We start from the raw sequence: 15,530 nt of genomic DNA, 5'->3' as shown, positions 1-15,530 counted from the left end.
CCAACCGGACCCGTTCAGGAGGCAGGAATTGTTGACCAAGGTAGCCGTGCTCGCGACAGCGACCGCGCTCTCCTTCGGCGTGGCCGCACCGGCCGGCGCCGAAGTGACCGCGTTGCCGACCGCCAGCATGGAAGCGGTGCTCAAGGCCGCGCAGATCGACCCGCGCCGCGCGGACAGCGCGCTGACCCCCGGCGCCAAGGACAGCGTGCTGCTGGTGGAGCAGGCACTGGCCGCCAAGGGACTGCTCGACCAGCAATACGTCGACGGCCACTTCGGCACGTCGACGATCACGGCGTACTCCAGCTACCAGAAGTCGCTGGGCTACACCGGGATCGACGCCTCCGGCCTGCCGGGAAAGACGTCGCTCGAGAAGCTGGGCGAGAACCGTTACACCGTCACCGCGGTGGTCTCGGCGGGTAGCCGCCTGACCTACCACGGCAAGACGATGAACACCCGGACCAAGGCGATGCTGGTGAAGGCCGAGGGTCTGCTCGGCAGGCAGCTCACCATCACGCAGGGCTCGTACAACCCCGGTGGCGTCGGCGCTTCGGCCGGGACGCACGACGGTGGCGGCGCGCTCGACATCGGCGTCGAGGGCATGTCCTCGACCACTCGGACCGACGTCGCGCGGAAGCTGCGTCAGGTCGGTTTCGCGGCTTGGGTCCGGACCCCGGCCCAGGGCTTCGCCTACCACATCCACGCCATCGCGCTGTCCGATCCGGACCTGTCGTCCGGCGCGCAGCACCAGGCCGGTGACTACTACCTCGGCTACAACGGCCTCGCCGGTCGCGGTGCCGACGACGGCCCCGCCGTGTCGCCGAAGCTCACTTGGGAGGAGTACCTGCGTTCCTGAACACCCTCACCGAAGGCCACCTTCACCGACGTAGATCGTCGCGAAGGTGGCCTTCGGGCTGTCCGGGAACGCCCAGGTAGGCTTCGGCGCGACGGCAAAACCAGCGGGAAGGGAACATCGCGTGGAGGCTCAACCGGTCGGTCAGTGGCTCGACGAGCTGGCATCGAAGGCCTCGACGCCCGGTGGTGGCGCGGGTGCCGCGATGAACGCCGCGGTCGGTGCCGCCCTGGTCTCCATGGTGTGCAACCTGACCATCGGCAAGCCGAAGTACGCCGAGCACGAGGCCACCATGACCGAGGCGCTAGCCAAGGCCGAAGACCTCCGTGCACGCGCTCTCGGCCTCGCCGCCGACGACGCCGCCGCGTTCGACGCCGTGGTCGCCGCGTACAAGCTCCCCAAGGCCACCGACGAAGAGAAGCAGGCCCGCACGGCCGCGATCCAGGCCGCGCTGGTCGGCGCCGCCGAGGTGCCGCTGCGCACGGCCGCCCTCGCCGCCGAGGTCATCGACGTCGCCGCCTCGATCCTCGAAGGCGCCAACACCAACGTCATCTCCGACATCGCGGTCGCGGCCTCGTCCGCGAAGTCCGCGCTCGAATCGGGCGTGGTCAACGTCGAGGTCAACCTCGCGTCCATGTCGGACGAGCAGCTCCGCAAGGAGACCGAGGCCCGCCTCACCGAGTACACCCCCGCGACCGGGCGCGCCGACGCCCTGATCGCCCAGGTTCGCGAAAGGCTCGCCCGATGACCCTGATCGACGGGCGCGCGATCGCCGCCGCCATCACCGCCGAGGTCACCGAGACCGCCGCCAAGCTTCGCGAATCGGGCACCGCCCCGACGCTGGCCGTGCTCGTGCCGACCGACGACGACGCCACCGCCTGGTACGTGCGCTCGATCGAGCGCGCCGCCAAGAAGGTCGGCGTCGACTGCCGCGTGGTCCAGCTCGAGAAGCCGACCGGCGCGGACGTCACCCGCGAGCTCGACAAGCTGTCCGCGGACCCGTCGGTCCACGGCATCATCTGCCAGACCCCGCTACCCGAAGGCGTGACGCTCGACGACGTCGGCGCGCATATCGACCCGCGCAAGGACGTCGACGGCGCCAACCCGGTCAGCCTCGGCCGCCTCACCGCCGGCCTCCCGACCTACGCTCCCGCCACCGCGGCCGCGGTCCTGGAGATCCTGAAGCGCGAGCAGGTCGCCCTGTCCGGCGCCCAGGTCTCCGTCGTGGGCCGCTCGACCATCGTCGGCAAGCCCGCCGCGCTGCTGCTGCTCGGCGAACACGCGACGGTGACCATCTGCCACTCCCGCACCAAGGATCTGGCGGTGGTCACCAAGGCCGCGGACGTCCTGGTCGTGGCCGTCGGCCGCGCGCACTTCCTCGGCGCGGACCACGTCAAACCCGGTGCCGTGGTGATCGACGTCGGCACGAACCCGACTCCCGAAGGCGGGCTCGTCGGCGATGTCGACCAGGCCGCGGTCGAGGAGATCGCGGGTTCGATCACGCCGGTCCCCGGTGGCATCGGCCCCGTCACGACGTCGCTGCTGCTGCGGCACACCGTCACCGCCGCGCAGTCCTGATCCACCGAGGGAGGCGGCGAGTCCTCTGAGGACTCGCCGCCTTTTTCACGTCCCGATCACCGTCTCCACCACCTTCCGCACCTGAGCGATCTCCGGTGCGGGCGCGGTGCGGTCCGCGTACAGCAGATGCGTGGCACCGATGAGCGTTGCGGCCAAAGTCTCGACGTCGGCACCCTCGGCGACCCGGCCCAGATCCCGTTCCGCCTTGAGGTAGCCGCCGATCATGACGGCGGCCTGAGTCAGCACCGGAACCCCGGCAGGCCATTCGCGGCGTAACCGGGCACGAAGCTCGTCGCGGAAGATCACGAGCGGGACGATCGCGACCGCGACCGACTCGAACACCGCCGTGAGCGCCGTGGTGAGGTTGTCCACAACCGTCCCGGTGCCAGCGGCCTCCCGCAGTCCCTTCTCGTCGAGTTTCTCGATCCGGTCCAGCACGAACTCGGCGAGAAAGCCGTCGAAATCGTCGAAATGCCGGTGCAGCACGCCTTTCGCGCAGTCCGCCTCCGTGGTCACCGCACGGCTGGTGAGCCCGCTCGGCCCGTCCCGCAGCAGGACCCGTTCGGCGGCGTCGAACAACTGCGCGCGGACGGCACGCAAAGCCACTCCTGTCGGCATATGGCTCCTTTGCATTGACGAGTGGGCACGTGCCCACTTAAGGTGGGCGCATGCCCACTCTACCTTCGGGGCAAGAGCCTCATCGTCATCGACAGGCCGCGGAATCCTTCGGCGTGGACGTCGAACGCTACGACCGCACCCGCCCCGCCTATCCCCCGGAACTCGTCGAACACCTCATCGCCGCCGCTCCCGGCCGCGAGACCCTCGACGTCGGCGTCGGCACCGGCATCGAAGCGCGCCAGTTCCACGCGGCGGGCTGTCACGTGCTGGGCGTCGAGCCGGACGAGCGAATGGCCGAGTTCGCCCGGCAGAGCGGAATCGCCGTCGAAGTCGCGAAGTTCGAGGATTGGGAGCCCGCCGGACACCGGTTCGACCTGCTCGTCTCCGGACAGGCCTGGCATTGGGTCGACCCCGTGGCCGGCGCCGCCAAGGCCGCCGAGGTCCTACGACCCGGCGGACTCTTCGCCGCGTTCTGGCACGTACCCGAACCGCCGGAAGAGGTCGCGGACGCCTTGGCGGACGCTTACCGGCGGCTCGTGCCGGACGCCCCGATCGATCTCAAGAGCGTGCCGAAACAGCCCTCTGACCCGTACGGGCCACTCATCGTGAAGGTCGCCGACGGTCTGCGCGAAGCGGGCGGGTTCGGCGAGCCGGAACGAAGCCGTTACGACTGGGACCGGGTCTACACCCGTGACGAATGGCTGGACCAGCTTCCGACGTTCGGCTCGCTGACCTGGGTCGAATCCACAGTGCGACAAGAGATCCTCGCTGAAGTCGGGGCGGCGATCGACAGGATGGGCGGCCGGTTCACCACGCGCTACGCCACCGTCGCGATCTCCGCGGTCCGGGACTGACCCGCCGGTGACGGGAGCCGCGCCGCTCCCGTCACCGGCGTCCGTCAAGGCGTGACGGGGACGTTGGTCAGCCCGTTCACCGCCCTGGACACGGTGTTGGACGCGTAGACCACGTTCGGCCGTTCCGAGCATTTCGACGTCGACGTGATCTTGATGGCGTACTGGCCGACGCCGCCGAGATCGGACTTGTTGTCCCGCCAGACGTTCCCGCAGCCGTTCGGGAACGACGGGGTGGTGGCGGGATTGTGCGTCTCGTAGCCGTTCGCGAAGGTTCCCGGCGAGACGAAGGTGCCGGTGTTCCCCTCGATGACGTATCCGAACCCCTTGACGTCGATCCAGGAATCGGCCGAGTTCTGCCCGGAAATCCCTTGACCGTCGAAGGTGTTGCCGCGGATCACGCCGCCTTCCGTGCCCTCCTTGACGTCGATGCCCTCCGCCGCCACGTACGGTCCGATGTGGTTGTTGAGCACCTGGATCCGGTCACTGCGATCGACCCCGCCGGAGTTCCCGTGGCAGGCCCAGTTCGAGTTCGCCGAGCCGAGGTAGACGCCCTCACCGTACCCGGCCTGCACGAGCCCGGTGTGGCTGATCGTCGAGTCACGGATGACGCTGTCGGCCGAGGAACGGCGGAAGTGCACGGCCTCCTCGTCGATCCGGTGCACCCGCACCCCTTCGATCACCGTGTGATGCGAGTTGTCGGCCACGATCCCCTTCTTGGCTTCCTGCACGGTGAAGCCCTGGAGGTGCCAGTACGGCGCGCCGTACAGCCAGAACCCGTACCCGGAATCCCAGCCCGCCGTCGGGGCCGGGCAGGACGGTGCCTCACCGGACGGGCCGTCGTTGATCAGGATCGCCGTCGACGGTCCGGTCACCGTGATCGGCGCGTCCGCCGTGCCGGGTTTCGTCGCGACGAACGAACCCCGATACGTTCCCGCGGCCAGCCGGATGGTCCGGCCCGGGATCGCCGCGGCCAACGCGGCCTGCAGTTCCGCCGCGGTGCCGACGTCGACGACATCACCGGACGGCACGCTGGTGGTGGTCGTCGGCGAAGTGCTTGCGCTGGTCGGCGACGGCGGTGTGGTGATCGTCGGCACTCCTCCCCCGCATGGGCTGCCGTTGACCGTGCATCCGGTCGGCAGGCCCAGCCCTGTGGTGTTGAATCCGAAGGACGCCGTGGCGCCGGGTTTGATCGTGCCGTTGAAGGCGGCGTTGGTCACCTTGTAATGCTGCCCGCTCCTGGTGAGCACCGAGCTCCACGACGTGGCGATCGCGGTGCCCTCGGGCAGATCGAACTCGATCGTCCACTGTGTACTGTTCGCGTCCCCGGCGTTGGTCAGCGTGTACTTCCCGCCGTATCCGCTGTCCCAGGCCGAGCTTTGGGCGAACGTCGCGGTCAGGCTCGGGGCGGCGGCTTCCGCCGTGACGACGGCGCCGAACAGTCCCGCCGCCGACGCCGTGGCCGCGATCGCGGCGAGCAGTCGTTTCCTCGTCATTCCGTGCCTCCGCATTTCGTTCCAGCGATCGAGCAGGCGAACGGCAGCCCCTGGCCGGCGGTGTTGAAACCGAACGTCGCCGTGCCGCCGGGTTGGACGCTCCCGTTGTACGTGGCGTTCCCGAATCGATAGTGCTGCCCGCTCTTGGTCAGCACCGAACTCCAGGAACTCGTGATCGTCGTCCCGGCGGGCAGGTCGAACTCGACCGCCCACGAACCCACGGAGGCCGAACACGTGTTGCTGATCGTGAAGCCGGCGCCGTAGCCGCTGTCCCACACCGACTTTCGGGTGAAGGTCGCGTTCAGGCAGGCAGCGGGGTTCTGTGTCGTCGTAGTGGAAGTGGGGGTGGTCGTGGTGGGGCTCTGGCTGGTCGGGGAAGACGGCGGCGTCCCGTCGACGGCCTTCAGGAACAGCGACGACGCGGCATCGGTCTTGAACGCGTCGACACCGTGTCCGCCGGTGTAGTCCCGCTGCTCGTTCTTCGCCCAGTCGGCGATCGGGGTCCCGCCGACGTCGAGGTGTTTGTAGGCGGTGCCGTCCCAACCGAAGGAGTAAACGCGGTGGCGGTCGGCGTAGAAGTCGTTATACGGGCCGTTGTCCGCGAGCTGTTTGGTCATGGCGTTGTTGAAGAACACGTTGCGGTAGCCGGAGGCACCCGACCACTTGACGGCCTTTTTGCCCGCGCCCCACCAGATCGGGAACCAGTTCGAGTCGTCGGGTCCGCCGCCGCCCTCCTCGCCGCAGTTGGCACGGCAGTTCCCGGACCGGTGCGCGTACGGGACCTTGACCGTGTTGAGCTCGAAGAGGTTGTTGCGTTCCCAACCGCCGTGGAGATTCAGGTCGGAGTCGAACGAGTTGCCGATCACCACGTTGCCCGCGGCCGACCACTGGAAGGTGAAATGCCGCAGCAGGGTCGAGGTGTTGCCCGCGTAGAGCGAATCCCAGACCCGGGAGCCGCGGAAGTACCCGTTGCCGCCCTTGCCCTTGTTCCACGATCCGTTGAGTTCGTTGTCGACGATCTGGAGGTTCTTCGCCTCCTCGGTGACGATCGGGTGCGAGCCGGTCATGTCCGCGCGGATACCGCGGACCCAGGAGTTCGCCGCCCACTTGAACACGATCCCGTGCATCTCCGCGGCGGGCGCCATGTTGCCGTAGTTGTTGTTCGCGTCCGCGGGGTTCAGGCCCGGCATGTCCTGGGTGAACCCGAGATTCTCGAACCCGACACCGAGCACCGGGTCGACCAGCGGCGCCGCCTTCGAATCGTAGGTGGCACCGTCGATCGGGGCCGAACCGTCCGAAGTGGAGTTCACCGGGACGTCGTACTCGAGCGGTTTGTCGAGGGTGATGGTGCGTGCCGTGGTGTCGAGCGCGGCGATCGTGAAGATCTGCTGGCGCATGTGCATGTTCAGCAACGGGAACGTGGTCGGTGTCGCCTGCTGCTGCTCGTAGAACTTCTGCGAGTTGGCCGCCCGGATGTTGACCAGGTTCCCGGCGGCGAGCGAGGTCAGGGCGCCGCTGCTCGCCAGGTGGACGACCTTGTCCCCCGTCCTCGCGGCGAACGCGGTGTCACCCGGCTTGCCCCGCAGCTTCACCCCGGCCTTCCAATGGACGTTGATCGTGCCCTCGAAGATGTCCTTGCGGTTCGCGGGCGCGGCGGCGTAGTCGCTCGCGTAGGACGTGTGCACTCCCCTCGACTGGACGCGGAACAGCCCGCGGCCGGGCCACAACCAGCCGCCCTTGCCCGCGCCCGAGGTCATCCCGTCCTCGTCCCAGTCGGAACCGTCCGGGGTGAGGGCGTCGTACAGGGTGTTCGCGTCCGGCTTGTAGACGAACTTCGTGGCGTCCTTACCCGCGCCGCGCAGGATCAGGTAGTCGGCGTCGACGTGGATCTCGTGCGTGACGTCGAACCGGCCGGCCGGGAAGGTGATCGTGCTCAGCTTCGTGTAGCTCCCGGACGGCGAGCACGCGCTCTTGATCCCGTCGATCGCAGCCTGGATCCCGTTCGTGTCGTCGGCGCCGTCGTCCGGTTCGACTTTGTACTGGCTCGCCAGCTCGGCCGCGGTGACCTGGCAGGCGGCGTTCGGATTCATTTCACCGGCGCCGGGTAGCGCGGCACCACCGCGATACCCGGCTTTGGACCAGTCGTAGAGGCCGGCGACCGGCGCGCGGCGATTGGCCGCACCGAGGTCGAGGCCGGTCAGCGCGCCTGGTCCCGGCGCCGCGTCCGCCGCTGTGGGCGGTACCTGCAGGAGCGCGACGGTGGCGACCACGGCGGCGACCGCCGGTAGGACGGCACGACGAAGAGGACTTTTTCGGGACACCCGAAACCTCCGTGACGGACTGACGGAAGGTGTTGCGGCGTGTACACCCGGACCCCGTCTTTATAGTTCACGTCCCTGGCGTCCGTCAACGGATGTGAATCACGTCCACGTATGTGAACGGTCAGCGCTCTCCTGAGCGGAAGCGGTCGAGAACCCGGCGTTCCCGTTTGGTCGGACGCCCCGCGCCCCGCTCCCGCCGCGCGACCGGCACGGCAGCCTCGGGCGGCGGCGCCGGCGTCCGGTCGATGAAACAGGTCGCCGCGTCGACGGCACCGACCCGCTTCTGGATCACCCGCGTGACTTCCAAGATCCGCGTCGTGTCGTGAACCCGCGCACGGACCTCGTCCCCCGCCACGACGGTGGTCGCGGGTTTGGCTGGTTTGCCGTTCACGCGGACATGGCCGCCACGGCAGGCCGCTGCGGCGTCCGGACGCGTCTTGGTCAGCCGGACGGCCCACAGCCAACGATCAACTCGAGTGGACTCCACAGCAGTACATAGTGGCCTATCGGCCGACTTTATTGCCACTCGGTATAGACGCAGGTATAACTTGTTCTAAATCCCTCAACGGTGAGGAAGATCACGTGAGCGACGAAACCATGTGGAGAAGCGCTTCCGGACAGTTATCACGTCGCCTCTTTATTGCTGGAACTGGTTCTATCTTGGGGGCCGCAGCCCTCGGTGGGACGGCTTCCGCGAAAAGTTCGATCGCCGACGCCGCCCGAATCCCGGCGCTCGTCATCGGCTCCGGATACGGCGGCTGTGTCGCCGCGCTCCGGCTCGCCGAAGCCGGCGTCGACGTCCACCTCGTCGAACTCGGCATGGCATGGGACACCCCGGGCACGGACGGCAAGATCTTCGCCAACACCACCAAGCCCGACTATCGCTCCTTCTGGCTGCGGACGAGGACCAAGCAGCCGTTGAGCAACTTCCTCGGCTTCCCGCTCGACAAGGACGTCCCGCGCCACACCGGGATCCTCGACGCCGAAGAGTTCAGTGGCATCACCGTCTACCAGGGCCGAGGTGTCGGCGGCGGCTCACTGGTCAACGGCGGGATGGCCGTCACGCCGAAGCGCGAGAACTTCGGATCGGTTCTGCCGACGGTCAACGCGGACGAGATGTACGGCGTCTACTACCCGCGCGCCAACGCTGGTCTCGGTGTGGCCACCATCGACCCGGACTGGTTCGAGACCGCCGAGTGCTACCAGTACGCACGAGTCGGCCGGAAACACGCGCAGCGGTCGGGTTTCCCGTTCCTGTTCGTCCCGGACGTGTACGACTGGGACTACATGAAGAAGGAACAGGCCGGCACCGTTCCGAGGTCCGCGCTGGCCGGGGAGATCCTCTACGGCAACAACGCGGGCAAGAAGTCGTTGCAGCAGACCTATCTCCCGCGGATCAAGGCGACCGGGCGGGTGACGATCTCGGCACTGCACCGCGTCACGTCGGTCATGCCCGCGTCCGGCGGCGGATACACCGTGGTGATGGAACAACTCGACACCGGAGGCACGGTGACGGCGACGAAGTCGGTCACCGCGGACAAGGTGTTCTTCGCGGCAGGCAGCGTCGGCACGAGCAAGCTCCTGGTCAAGCTCAAGGCGACCGGCGCCCTGCCCAACCTCAACAACGAGGTCGGAAAAGGCTGGGGCGACAACGGAAACGTCATGTGCGGCCGGGCGAACCACATGTGGGACGCCACCGGGGCCCTGCAGTCGTCCATCCCCACCGCGGGGATCGACAACTGGGCGGCGGGCGGGGCGTTCGCCGAGGTGGCGCCGCTGCCGACCGGTATCGAGACCTACGCCTCGTTCTACCTGTCGATCACCAAGAACCTCAACCGCGCGACGTTCTCCTGGAACCCGAGCGCGAACAAGGTCGACCTGAACTGGCAGACCGCCTGGAAACAGCCGTCGATCGAAATGGCGAAGACGATCTTCGACAAGATCAACGCGAAGGAAGGCACGATCTACCGGACCGACCTCTTCGGCACGTACAAGATCTGGGGTGACCACCTCACCTACCATCCGCTCGGCGGCGCGGTGCTCGGCAAGGCGACCGACAATTACGGCAGGCTCCACGGCCATCCGGGGCTTTACGTGATCGACGGCGCGTTGATTCCGGGTAATACGTCGGTGAACCCGTTCGTCACCATTACCGCGCTGGCGGAAAGGAACATCGAAAAGATCGTCGCCACCGATCTGTGACGACGATCTACAATAGGCCGGGGCCGCCACCCCGGCCTATTCTTATATCTTCGGAAGAACGCAGACGGTGTCGATCCCCAGAACGTGGTTCAGCCGTCCGAAGGCGAGCCAAGAACCGATGCTCATGCTCAGTTCGACGATCTCCTTCTGGCTGTAATGCTCGGCCATCCGCTTCCAGAAATCGTCGTCGATGCCGTGGTGGTCGAGCGCGTAGCGTTCGGCGTACTCGGCGGCCAGCCGGGTCCTCTCGTCGAACGCGTCGGTGGTGCGCCACTCGGTGACCGCGTCGGCGAACTCCTCCTCGACCTTCACCCCGTCGCGTTCGGTCCGCCAGTCCAGGCAGAAGACGCAGCCGTTGATCTGCGCGATCCGCAGCCGGGCCGCCTCGAACTCGCGCAGCCCCAGCGTGGTGTGCGAGTACACCGCGAGCGAGAGATTCGACGCCGCGACGCCGATCCCGGGCACCATCTCACCCCACACGTAACCGATCGGGTCCTTGCCCTCGGGAATGTCGATGTTCATCGCGCGCTCCTTCCGAGCTTGCCGGTGGCCGGTCGCAAGGGGACGTCGAGTGCGTCGTAGAGGCCCGGTTTCGCGTCCACGAGCCAGTCGATGGCGCCGACCAGCCTCCCGACCGCGGTCGCGTTGCCGCCGGCGGACCGGTTCTCGCCCTCGTCGGTGGCCTCGACGGAGACCTCGATCCTGGGACGGCCTTCGATGATCACCTTGTGCGCGCCGTCGCCGCTGGGCGGCATCGGCCAGTCCGGCGCGCACGAGGCATGGATCCGGGTGACGTGCTCGACGACGATGCGGGGTTCGCCGTCCACGATCCCCTGCACCTCGAACCGAACGGCGCCTTGCGTGCCCACTTCGAACTCGCCCATCGCCCGCGTGGTCACGGTTTCCTCGAGCGGGCGGCGCTCGAGCGTCTCGCGGATCTCGTCCAGTTCGACGCCCAGACCGCGCGCGATGAGCCGGACCTGCCCGCCCCACACCATCGTGGGCACCGACGGGGCCAGCATCGGCGGCTGATAGTCCATCGGCTGACCCATCCCGACCAGATAGCGGACGGAATCCGGCTGGTCGTAGGTGGAGTAGTCGAAGATCTCCTGGCAGCGGACCGCGTCCACGGTGGTGCCGAGCCCGCTGATCAGCAACGGCAGGATGTCGTTGCCCCAGCCTGGATCCACCCCGGAGACGAACAGCGAACCGCCGCCCTCGGCGACCGCCGCGAGCACCGGCTCACGCAGTTCGACCGGCGCGTTGCGCTGGTCGTACAGCGCGTAGAGCGCGGGCGTCACCACCACCGCCCCGGCCCGGACCGCGCGGACGATGTCGGCCAGCGCTTCGGCGGGCCGGATGTCACCGGACGCCGCGTACACCACCGCCCGTGGACCCGCCGCCATGACGGCTTCGACGTCCTCGGTCGCCGCCACACCCAGTTCGCCGTCGATCCCCGCGAGCGCGGCCGCGTCACGGCCGACCTTCGCGGGATCGTGCACGAGCACTCCGGTGAGTTCCAGCGCCGGATGCGCGTCGACGGCCCGGATGGAGGCACGGCCGATGTTGCCCGTACCCCAGACAACCGTGGGAATCATGAAGTCGAGGTTAACCGAATCCAAGTGCGGTTCCCAGTACCGAAACAATCACGAAAACCGCAGGTCAAAGCGCATTACTCGGGTTCATTCGAGCGGGCAACGAAACCGTTCCGGTACGCGGAACGAGCGCCGTTTTCCCTTGACCGGCGATATCCGTTGGACCGGTCGCACGACGTCTGTGTAGTGTGCGCTCTCGTGACGAGCCCCGAGTCGGACAGAACCCCGCCGCCGGTCATCCGGCGGCGAGTCTTCCTGTCCTGCCGTTAGGTCCTCTCGCCTCCCGGTGACCGGAGCGCTGTTCCGTGCGCCCGGCCGGGTTCCTCCTGTCCAGCGCACGGCTCCTCCTGCTCACTTTCCCATGGGAGTCCTCCGTTGCCCCTGTTCGTCTATGTCCTCGGCCTTGCCGTTTTCGCGCAAGGCACCTCTGAATTCATGGCCTCCGGTCTCGTACCGGGGATCGCCGGTGAGCTGTCCGTGCCGGTGGGCGCGGCCGCCACGCTGACCTCGGCCTACGCCGTCGGAATGATCGTCGGCGCTCCCGCGATGGCCGTGCTCAGCGCGCGCTGGCCCCGGCGCCGGGCGTTGGCCGGGTTCCTGGCCGCTTTCGTCGTCGTGCACGTCATCGGCGCGGTCACGACGAGCTTCCCGCTGCTGTTCGGCACCCGGGTCGTCGCGGCGGTGGTCAACGCCGGATTCCTCGCCGTGGCGATGCCGGTCGCGGTCGCTCTGGCGCCGCAAGGGAAACAGGCGCGGGCGACCGCGATCCTGTTGGCGGGCATCACGTTGTCGTGTGTGGCCGGAGTACCCGCGGGCGCCGTGCTCGGCGATCTCGCGGGCTGGCGTTCCGCGTTCTGGGCGGTGGCCGCCTTGTGCCTTCCCGCACTGGTGCTGGTGTTCCGTTCGGCACCCACCGGCGCGGCGACGCCGCCCGAAGTCTCGATCAGGCGCGAAGCGCGCGAACTGAAAGCGCGTCCCGTCCGTCAGGCGATGCTCTTGGCCGGGTTGGTCAATGGCGCGACCTTCGCGACGTTCGCCTTCCTCGCGGTCATCGCGACGGACGTCGCGGATCTTCCGGCCGGAGCGGTTTCCGGGCTGCTGGCGGCGTTCGGCGTCGGCGCTTTCCTCGGTGTCACGGTGGCGGGCCGCACGGGAGACGGCGAACTCCGGCGCGGTCTGGTGCTCGCGTTGTGCGCCTTGCCGGTGGGCTGGGCCGCTCTCGCGGCCACCGGCGCGCACCCGATCGCGTTGTTCGCCCTGGCGACCGTCCAAGGTGGACTGTCGTTCGGCTGCGGTTCCGCGCTCGTGGCCCGGGTCATGCACGTGACTCCCGGAGCCCCGACGCTCGGGGGTTCGTTCGCGACGGTCGCGCTCAACGTCGGCGCGTTCCTCGGGCCGGTGCTCGCCGGTTTCGTCACGGAGTCGACGGCCGACTACCGCTACGCCATCTGGATCAGTGCGGCGATCGCACTTGTCCCGCTTCCGTTCGTTCTGCGGAAGAGGTCGCCGGTCCGTTCCTGAGCCGCGCGTGCAGGTGGACGTCGTGCCACCCGTCGACGTGCAACATCGATGAGCGCAGCGTGCCTTCGAGTTCGTACCCGGCCTTGCCCGCGACGCGGCACGAGGCGGCGTTCGCGGTGGAATGCAGGAGGAATAGCCGGTTCAACCGGACGGTTTCGAACGCCCACCGCGTCAACGCCGCCACCGCGTCGCCCGCGATCCCCGCGCCGCGGGCAGCCGGGAGAACCCAATAGGACAGTTGCGCAGACGCCTCGAAGAGCGAGATCGCGCGAAGACCGACCTGCCCGACCGGCCGGTCTTCGCGCGCGTCGACCACGGCCCAGCTCGCGTCGGTCTCGTCCGTCCAGCGCCGTTCCCAGCTCGCGATCCACTCGCGGGCCTCGTCCGCCCCGTCGATGCGGCGGACGTGCCAGCGCTGGATGACGGGGCAGGCGAAGGCGGCTTCGACGTCTTCGGCGTCGTCAGCGCACCAGGGCCGCAACACCAGCCTGTCGTCGACGATCAGACACGGCTGCCGGGTCGAGCGGAAGGTACCGGCGGGGAGAGCGGGCTCGATGAGCAGAGGCACGCGCCCATCATGGCGGGTCCGGCTGGGTAACATCGGCCGGACCATGGAGATGATCACCGTCCCGGCAGGCCGGGCGACGCTGGCGGACCGGCGGACGCAGCGGAACTGGACCGTCGATGTCGCGTCGTTCCTGCTCGCCCCGGTTCCGGTCACCCAGGAGACCGGGTGGCTTCCCCTCGTCGACGTCTCCTGGCAGGACGCGCTCCTGTTCTGTAACGCCCTGTCCGAACGCGAGGGTCTGACTCCCGTCTATGAGCTGGATTCGCCGACCTGGGACCGGTCCGCGAACGGCTACCGCCTGCCCACCGAAGCGGAATGGGAACACGCCTGCCGCGCCGGCACGACCGGCCCCCGTTACGGACCGCTCGACGAGATCGCCTGGTACCGCGAGAACTCGGCGGAGTCCGTGCACGACGTCGGCGGGAAGGCGCCCAACGCGTGGGGCCTGCACGACATGCTCGGCAATGTCTGGGAATGGTGCTGGGACGTCTACGACGCCGAGGTGTACGGCGAGTACAGGGTGTTGAAGGGCGGGGGCTGGTTCGACGAGCAGTGGAGCTGCCGGGCCTCGGTGCGGCGTCGCAGCCACCCCACGTTCCGCGTCGACGACGTGGGCTTCCGCCTCGCCCGGTCACTGTGACCCCGGCCTCTCGCACGCGTCGATCACCCGATTGAATGACGCCAGGACACCCGGCCAGGGTGTCGGACCTCTGGAGGAAACCGTGACCGGAACCGCTCCCCGAGACGTCGAACGCGTCTACTCCACCGCTGACGTCGTCGCGAAACTGCGCAGGCTCGCCGATGCGCTCGAGTCCGAGACCTCGTTCCGCATCCAGATCGCCGGGGAACGTTTCCGCGTCCCCGCCCGTGCGCAGTTCTCGATCGAGCACGAGCGCGGTGACGGTGAGGAGGAGGTCGAGTTCCAGCTGAAGTGGAAGATCGAGGAGACCGACTCGGACGATGACGCCGAGGGCACCGTCGTCTGAATCTGTCCACAAAGGACAAGTTGCGGGCCAAGGGAGCCCCGAGCGTCGGCGATGCAACCTCCGCTGACGTTGTGAAAGCCACTTTCGCAACCTTCAACGTTGCGAAAGTGGCTTTCACAACCTGCCCAACCGTCGTCACCACTCACGAGGGCGTCAGACGATGCCGCCGTTGGCGCGAAGAACCTGCCCGTTGACCCACCGCGCCGGACCGGCGAGGAACGAGACGACCTCGGCGATGTCGGACGGGGTGCCGAGGCGTTCGAGCGGGGGCTGCGCCGCCATGCCCGCGATGGTCGCCTCGTCCTTGCCGTCGAGGAACAGCGCCGTGGCGGTCGGGCCGGGGGCGACCGCGTTCACGGTGATGTCGCGGCCGCGCAGTTCGCGGGCGAGGACCAGCGTGACGGCCTCGACGGCGCCCTTCGTGGCGGCGTAGGCGGCGTATCCCGGCAGGGCGAGACCGAGCACCGAAGTCGAAAAGTTGATGATCGCGCCGCCGTCGCGCACGCGGCGGGCGGCCTGCTGGTCGACCACGAAGGTGCCGCGGATGTTGGTGCGGTGCAACCGGTCCAGCCGGTCGAGATCCAGTTCTGCCACCGGCGCGAGATACATGATTCCCGCCGCGTGGACCACGACGTCGACACCGCCGAAGGTCTTCTCCGCGGTGTCGAAGACGGCCGCGACGGCTTGCTCGTCGGCGACGTCGGCCTGGGCCGCGATCGCCTGGCCGCCCCTGCCGGTGATCGCGTCGACCGCGGCCTGCGCCTCGTCCTTGTTGCCGCCGTACACGACGACGACCGCGAACCCATCCGACGCGAGCCGCTCCGCGGATTCCCTGCCGATGCCCCGCGACCCGCCGGTGACGATCGCTACGCGTGCCATGACTTGCTCCCATCAGGCGTTTCCATTGGTAACGGCATCACAGTATCACCGATATCGAACCACTG

Annotated in this window: 16 protein-coding genes; 8 read left to right on the top strand and 8 right to left on the bottom strand. The window is 68.2% G+C overall.

All coding sequences use genetic code 11. From position 1 onward, the window contains the following. The first annotated feature begins 28 nt into the window (after nucleotides 1–28). The 3 genes from AJAP_RS18000 to AJAP_RS17990 all read left to right on the top strand — a co-directional run bounded on the left by AJAP_RS18000 (nucleotide 29) and on the right by AJAP_RS17990 (nucleotide 2,428). A complete protein-coding gene (locus tag AJAP_RS18000; RefSeq protein ID WP_038513178.1) occupies nucleotides 29–853 on the top strand; it encodes a hypothetical protein in 825 nt (274 codons plus the stop codon). A gap of 121 nt (nucleotides 854–974) precedes the next feature. Further along, complete coding sequence (locus tag AJAP_RS17995; RefSeq protein ID WP_038513176.1) at nucleotides 975–1,598, top strand: cyclodeaminase/cyclohydrolase family protein; 624 nt, start codon at nucleotides 975–977, stop codon at nucleotides 1,596–1,598. Continuing rightward, nucleotides 1,595–2,428: a bifunctional 5,10-methylenetetrahydrofolate dehydrogenase/5,10-methenyltetrahydrofolate cyclohydrolase gene (locus AJAP_RS17990; RefSeq protein WP_038513174.1), complete on the top strand. Its 834-nt coding sequence runs from the start codon at nucleotides 1,595–1,597 to the stop codon at nucleotides 2,426–2,428. Before AJAP_RS17995 ends, AJAP_RS17990 begins: the two co-directional genes overlap by 4 nt. 45 nt (nucleotides 2,429–2,473) lie before the next feature. On the opposite strand, the gene AJAP_RS17985 is transcribed toward AJAP_RS17990, so the two are convergent. Continuing rightward, nucleotides 2,474–3,046: a TetR/AcrR family transcriptional regulator gene (locus tag AJAP_RS17985; protein ID WP_038513172.1), complete on the bottom strand. Its 573-nt coding sequence runs from the start codon at nucleotides 3,044–3,046 to the stop codon at nucleotides 2,474–2,476. A 113-nt stretch (nucleotides 3,047–3,159) separates the two neighbouring features. Between AJAP_RS17985 and AJAP_RS17980 the strand changes: the two genes are divergently transcribed. Continuing rightward, nucleotides 3,160–3,900: a class I SAM-dependent methyltransferase gene (locus AJAP_RS17980; protein ID WP_038513170.1), complete on the top strand. Its 741-nt coding sequence runs from the start codon at nucleotides 3,160–3,162 to the stop codon at nucleotides 3,898–3,900. Nucleotides 3,901–3,944: 44 nt separating this feature from the next. On the opposite strand, the gene AJAP_RS17975 is transcribed toward AJAP_RS17980, so the two are convergent. From AJAP_RS17975 to AJAP_RS17965, 3 genes are all read right to left on the bottom strand, one after another. Then, nucleotides 3,945–5,393 carry a cellulose binding domain-containing protein gene (locus AJAP_RS17975; protein ID WP_084098223.1) on the bottom strand — a complete coding sequence of 483 codons (1,449 nt, stop codon included), beginning with the start codon at nucleotides 5,391–5,393 and terminating at the stop codon, nucleotides 3,945–3,947. Further along, on the bottom strand, nucleotides 5,390–7,714 hold the full coding sequence (locus tag AJAP_RS17970) for a cellulose binding domain-containing protein (RefSeq protein ID WP_228694971.1): 2,325 nt from the start codon (nucleotides 7,712–7,714) through the stop codon (nucleotides 5,390–5,392). Before AJAP_RS17970 ends, AJAP_RS17975 begins: the two co-directional genes overlap by 4 nt. Before the next feature lie 121 nt (nucleotides 7,715–7,835). Next, complete coding sequence (locus AJAP_RS17965) at nucleotides 7,836–8,201, bottom strand: RNA-binding S4 domain-containing protein (RefSeq protein ID WP_038513165.1); 366 nt, start codon at nucleotides 8,199–8,201, stop codon at nucleotides 7,836–7,838. A gap of 173 nt (nucleotides 8,202–8,374) precedes the next feature. Between AJAP_RS17965 and AJAP_RS17960 the strand changes: the two genes are divergently transcribed. Beyond that, nucleotides 8,375–9,916 carry a GMC oxidoreductase gene (locus tag AJAP_RS17960; RefSeq protein ID WP_038513163.1) on the top strand — a complete coding sequence of 514 codons (1,542 nt, stop codon included), beginning with the start codon at nucleotides 8,375–8,377 and terminating at the stop codon, nucleotides 9,914–9,916. A 42-nt stretch (nucleotides 9,917–9,958) separates the two neighbouring features. Here AJAP_RS17960 and AJAP_RS17955 read toward each other — a convergent pair whose 3' ends face one another. After that, a complete protein-coding gene (locus AJAP_RS17955) occupies nucleotides 9,959–10,438 on the bottom strand; it encodes a carboxymuconolactone decarboxylase family protein (protein ID WP_038513161.1) in 480 nt (159 codons plus the stop codon). After that, the gene (locus AJAP_RS17950; RefSeq protein WP_038523317.1) at nucleotides 10,435–11,514 is read right to left on the bottom strand and encodes an NAD(P)H-dependent amine dehydrogenase family protein; all 1,080 of its coding nucleotides are present in this window, start codon (nucleotides 11,512–11,514) and stop codon (nucleotides 10,435–10,437) included. Before AJAP_RS17950 ends, AJAP_RS17955 begins: the two co-directional genes overlap by 4 nt. A 372-nt stretch (nucleotides 11,515–11,886) precedes the next feature. Between AJAP_RS17950 and AJAP_RS17945 the strand changes: the two genes are divergently transcribed. Next, entirely contained in the window at nucleotides 11,887–13,032 is a 1,146-nt protein-coding gene (locus tag AJAP_RS17945) for a Cmx/CmrA family chloramphenicol efflux MFS transporter (RefSeq protein ID WP_038513159.1), read from the top strand. Here the strand turns inward: AJAP_RS17945 and AJAP_RS17940 are convergent. Further along, nucleotides 12,965–13,600: a GNAT family N-acetyltransferase gene (locus tag AJAP_RS17940; protein WP_038513157.1), complete on the bottom strand. Its 636-nt coding sequence runs from the start codon at nucleotides 13,598–13,600 to the stop codon at nucleotides 12,965–12,967. The genes AJAP_RS17945 and AJAP_RS17940 overlap by 68 nt on opposite strands. 43 nt (nucleotides 13,601–13,643) lie before the next feature. On the opposite strand from AJAP_RS17940, the gene AJAP_RS17935 reads away from it, so the two are divergent. Next, the gene (locus tag AJAP_RS17935; protein WP_038513156.1) at nucleotides 13,644–14,240 is read left to right on the top strand and encodes a formylglycine-generating enzyme family protein; all 597 of its coding nucleotides are present in this window, start codon (nucleotides 13,644–13,646) and stop codon (nucleotides 14,238–14,240) included. An 82-nt stretch (nucleotides 14,241–14,322) separates the two neighbouring features. Further along, a complete protein-coding gene (locus AJAP_RS17930) occupies nucleotides 14,323–14,586 on the top strand; it encodes an amphi-Trp domain-containing protein (RefSeq protein ID WP_016334492.1) in 264 nt (87 codons plus the stop codon). Nucleotides 14,587–14,739: 153 nt separating this feature from the next. Here the strand turns inward: AJAP_RS17930 and AJAP_RS17925 are convergent, their stop codons facing one another. Continuing rightward, entirely contained in the window at nucleotides 14,740–15,465 is a 726-nt protein-coding gene (locus AJAP_RS17925; protein WP_038513154.1) for an SDR family oxidoreductase, read from the bottom strand. Between the last annotated feature and the right edge of the window lie 65 nt (nucleotides 15,466–15,530).

It is taken from the genome of Amycolatopsis japonica (assembly GCF_000732925.1).
Lineage (GTDB): Bacteria > Actinomycetota > Actinomycetes > Mycobacteriales > Pseudonocardiaceae > Amycolatopsis > Amycolatopsis japonica.
Note: the sequence above shows the minus strand (reverse complement) of the source record. Positions and strands in the feature narration are given on the sequence as shown.

What these genes read in the sequence shown, in the direction of transcription:
- AJAP_RS17985 (WP_038513172.1), bottom strand. Translation starts at nt 3,046, where the DNA reads ATGCCGACAGGAGTGGCTTTGCGTGCCGTCCGCGCGCAGTTGTTCGAC.
- AJAP_RS17975 (WP_084098223.1), bottom strand. Translation starts at nt 5,393, where the DNA reads ATGACGAGGAAACGACTGCTCGCCGCGATCGCGGCCACGGCGTCGGCG.
- AJAP_RS17990 (WP_038513174.1), top strand. Translation starts at nt 1,595, where the DNA reads ATGACCCTGATCGACGGGCGCGCGATCGCCGCCGCCATCACCGCCGAG.
- AJAP_RS17925 (WP_038513154.1), bottom strand. Translation starts at nt 15,465, where the DNA reads ATGGCACGCGTAGCGATCGTCACCGGCGGGTCGCGGGGCATCGGCAGG.
- AJAP_RS17935 (WP_038513156.1), top strand. Translation starts at nt 13,644, where the DNA reads ATGGAGATGATCACCGTCCCGGCAGGCCGGGCGACGCTGGCGGACCGG.
- AJAP_RS17955 (WP_038513161.1), bottom strand. Translation starts at nt 10,438, where the DNA reads ATGAACATCGACATTCCCGAGGGCAAGGACCCGATCGGTTACGTGTGG.
- AJAP_RS17950 (WP_038523317.1), bottom strand. Translation starts at nt 11,514, where the DNA reads ATGATTCCCACGGTTGTCTGGGGTACGGGCAACATCGGCCGTGCCTCC.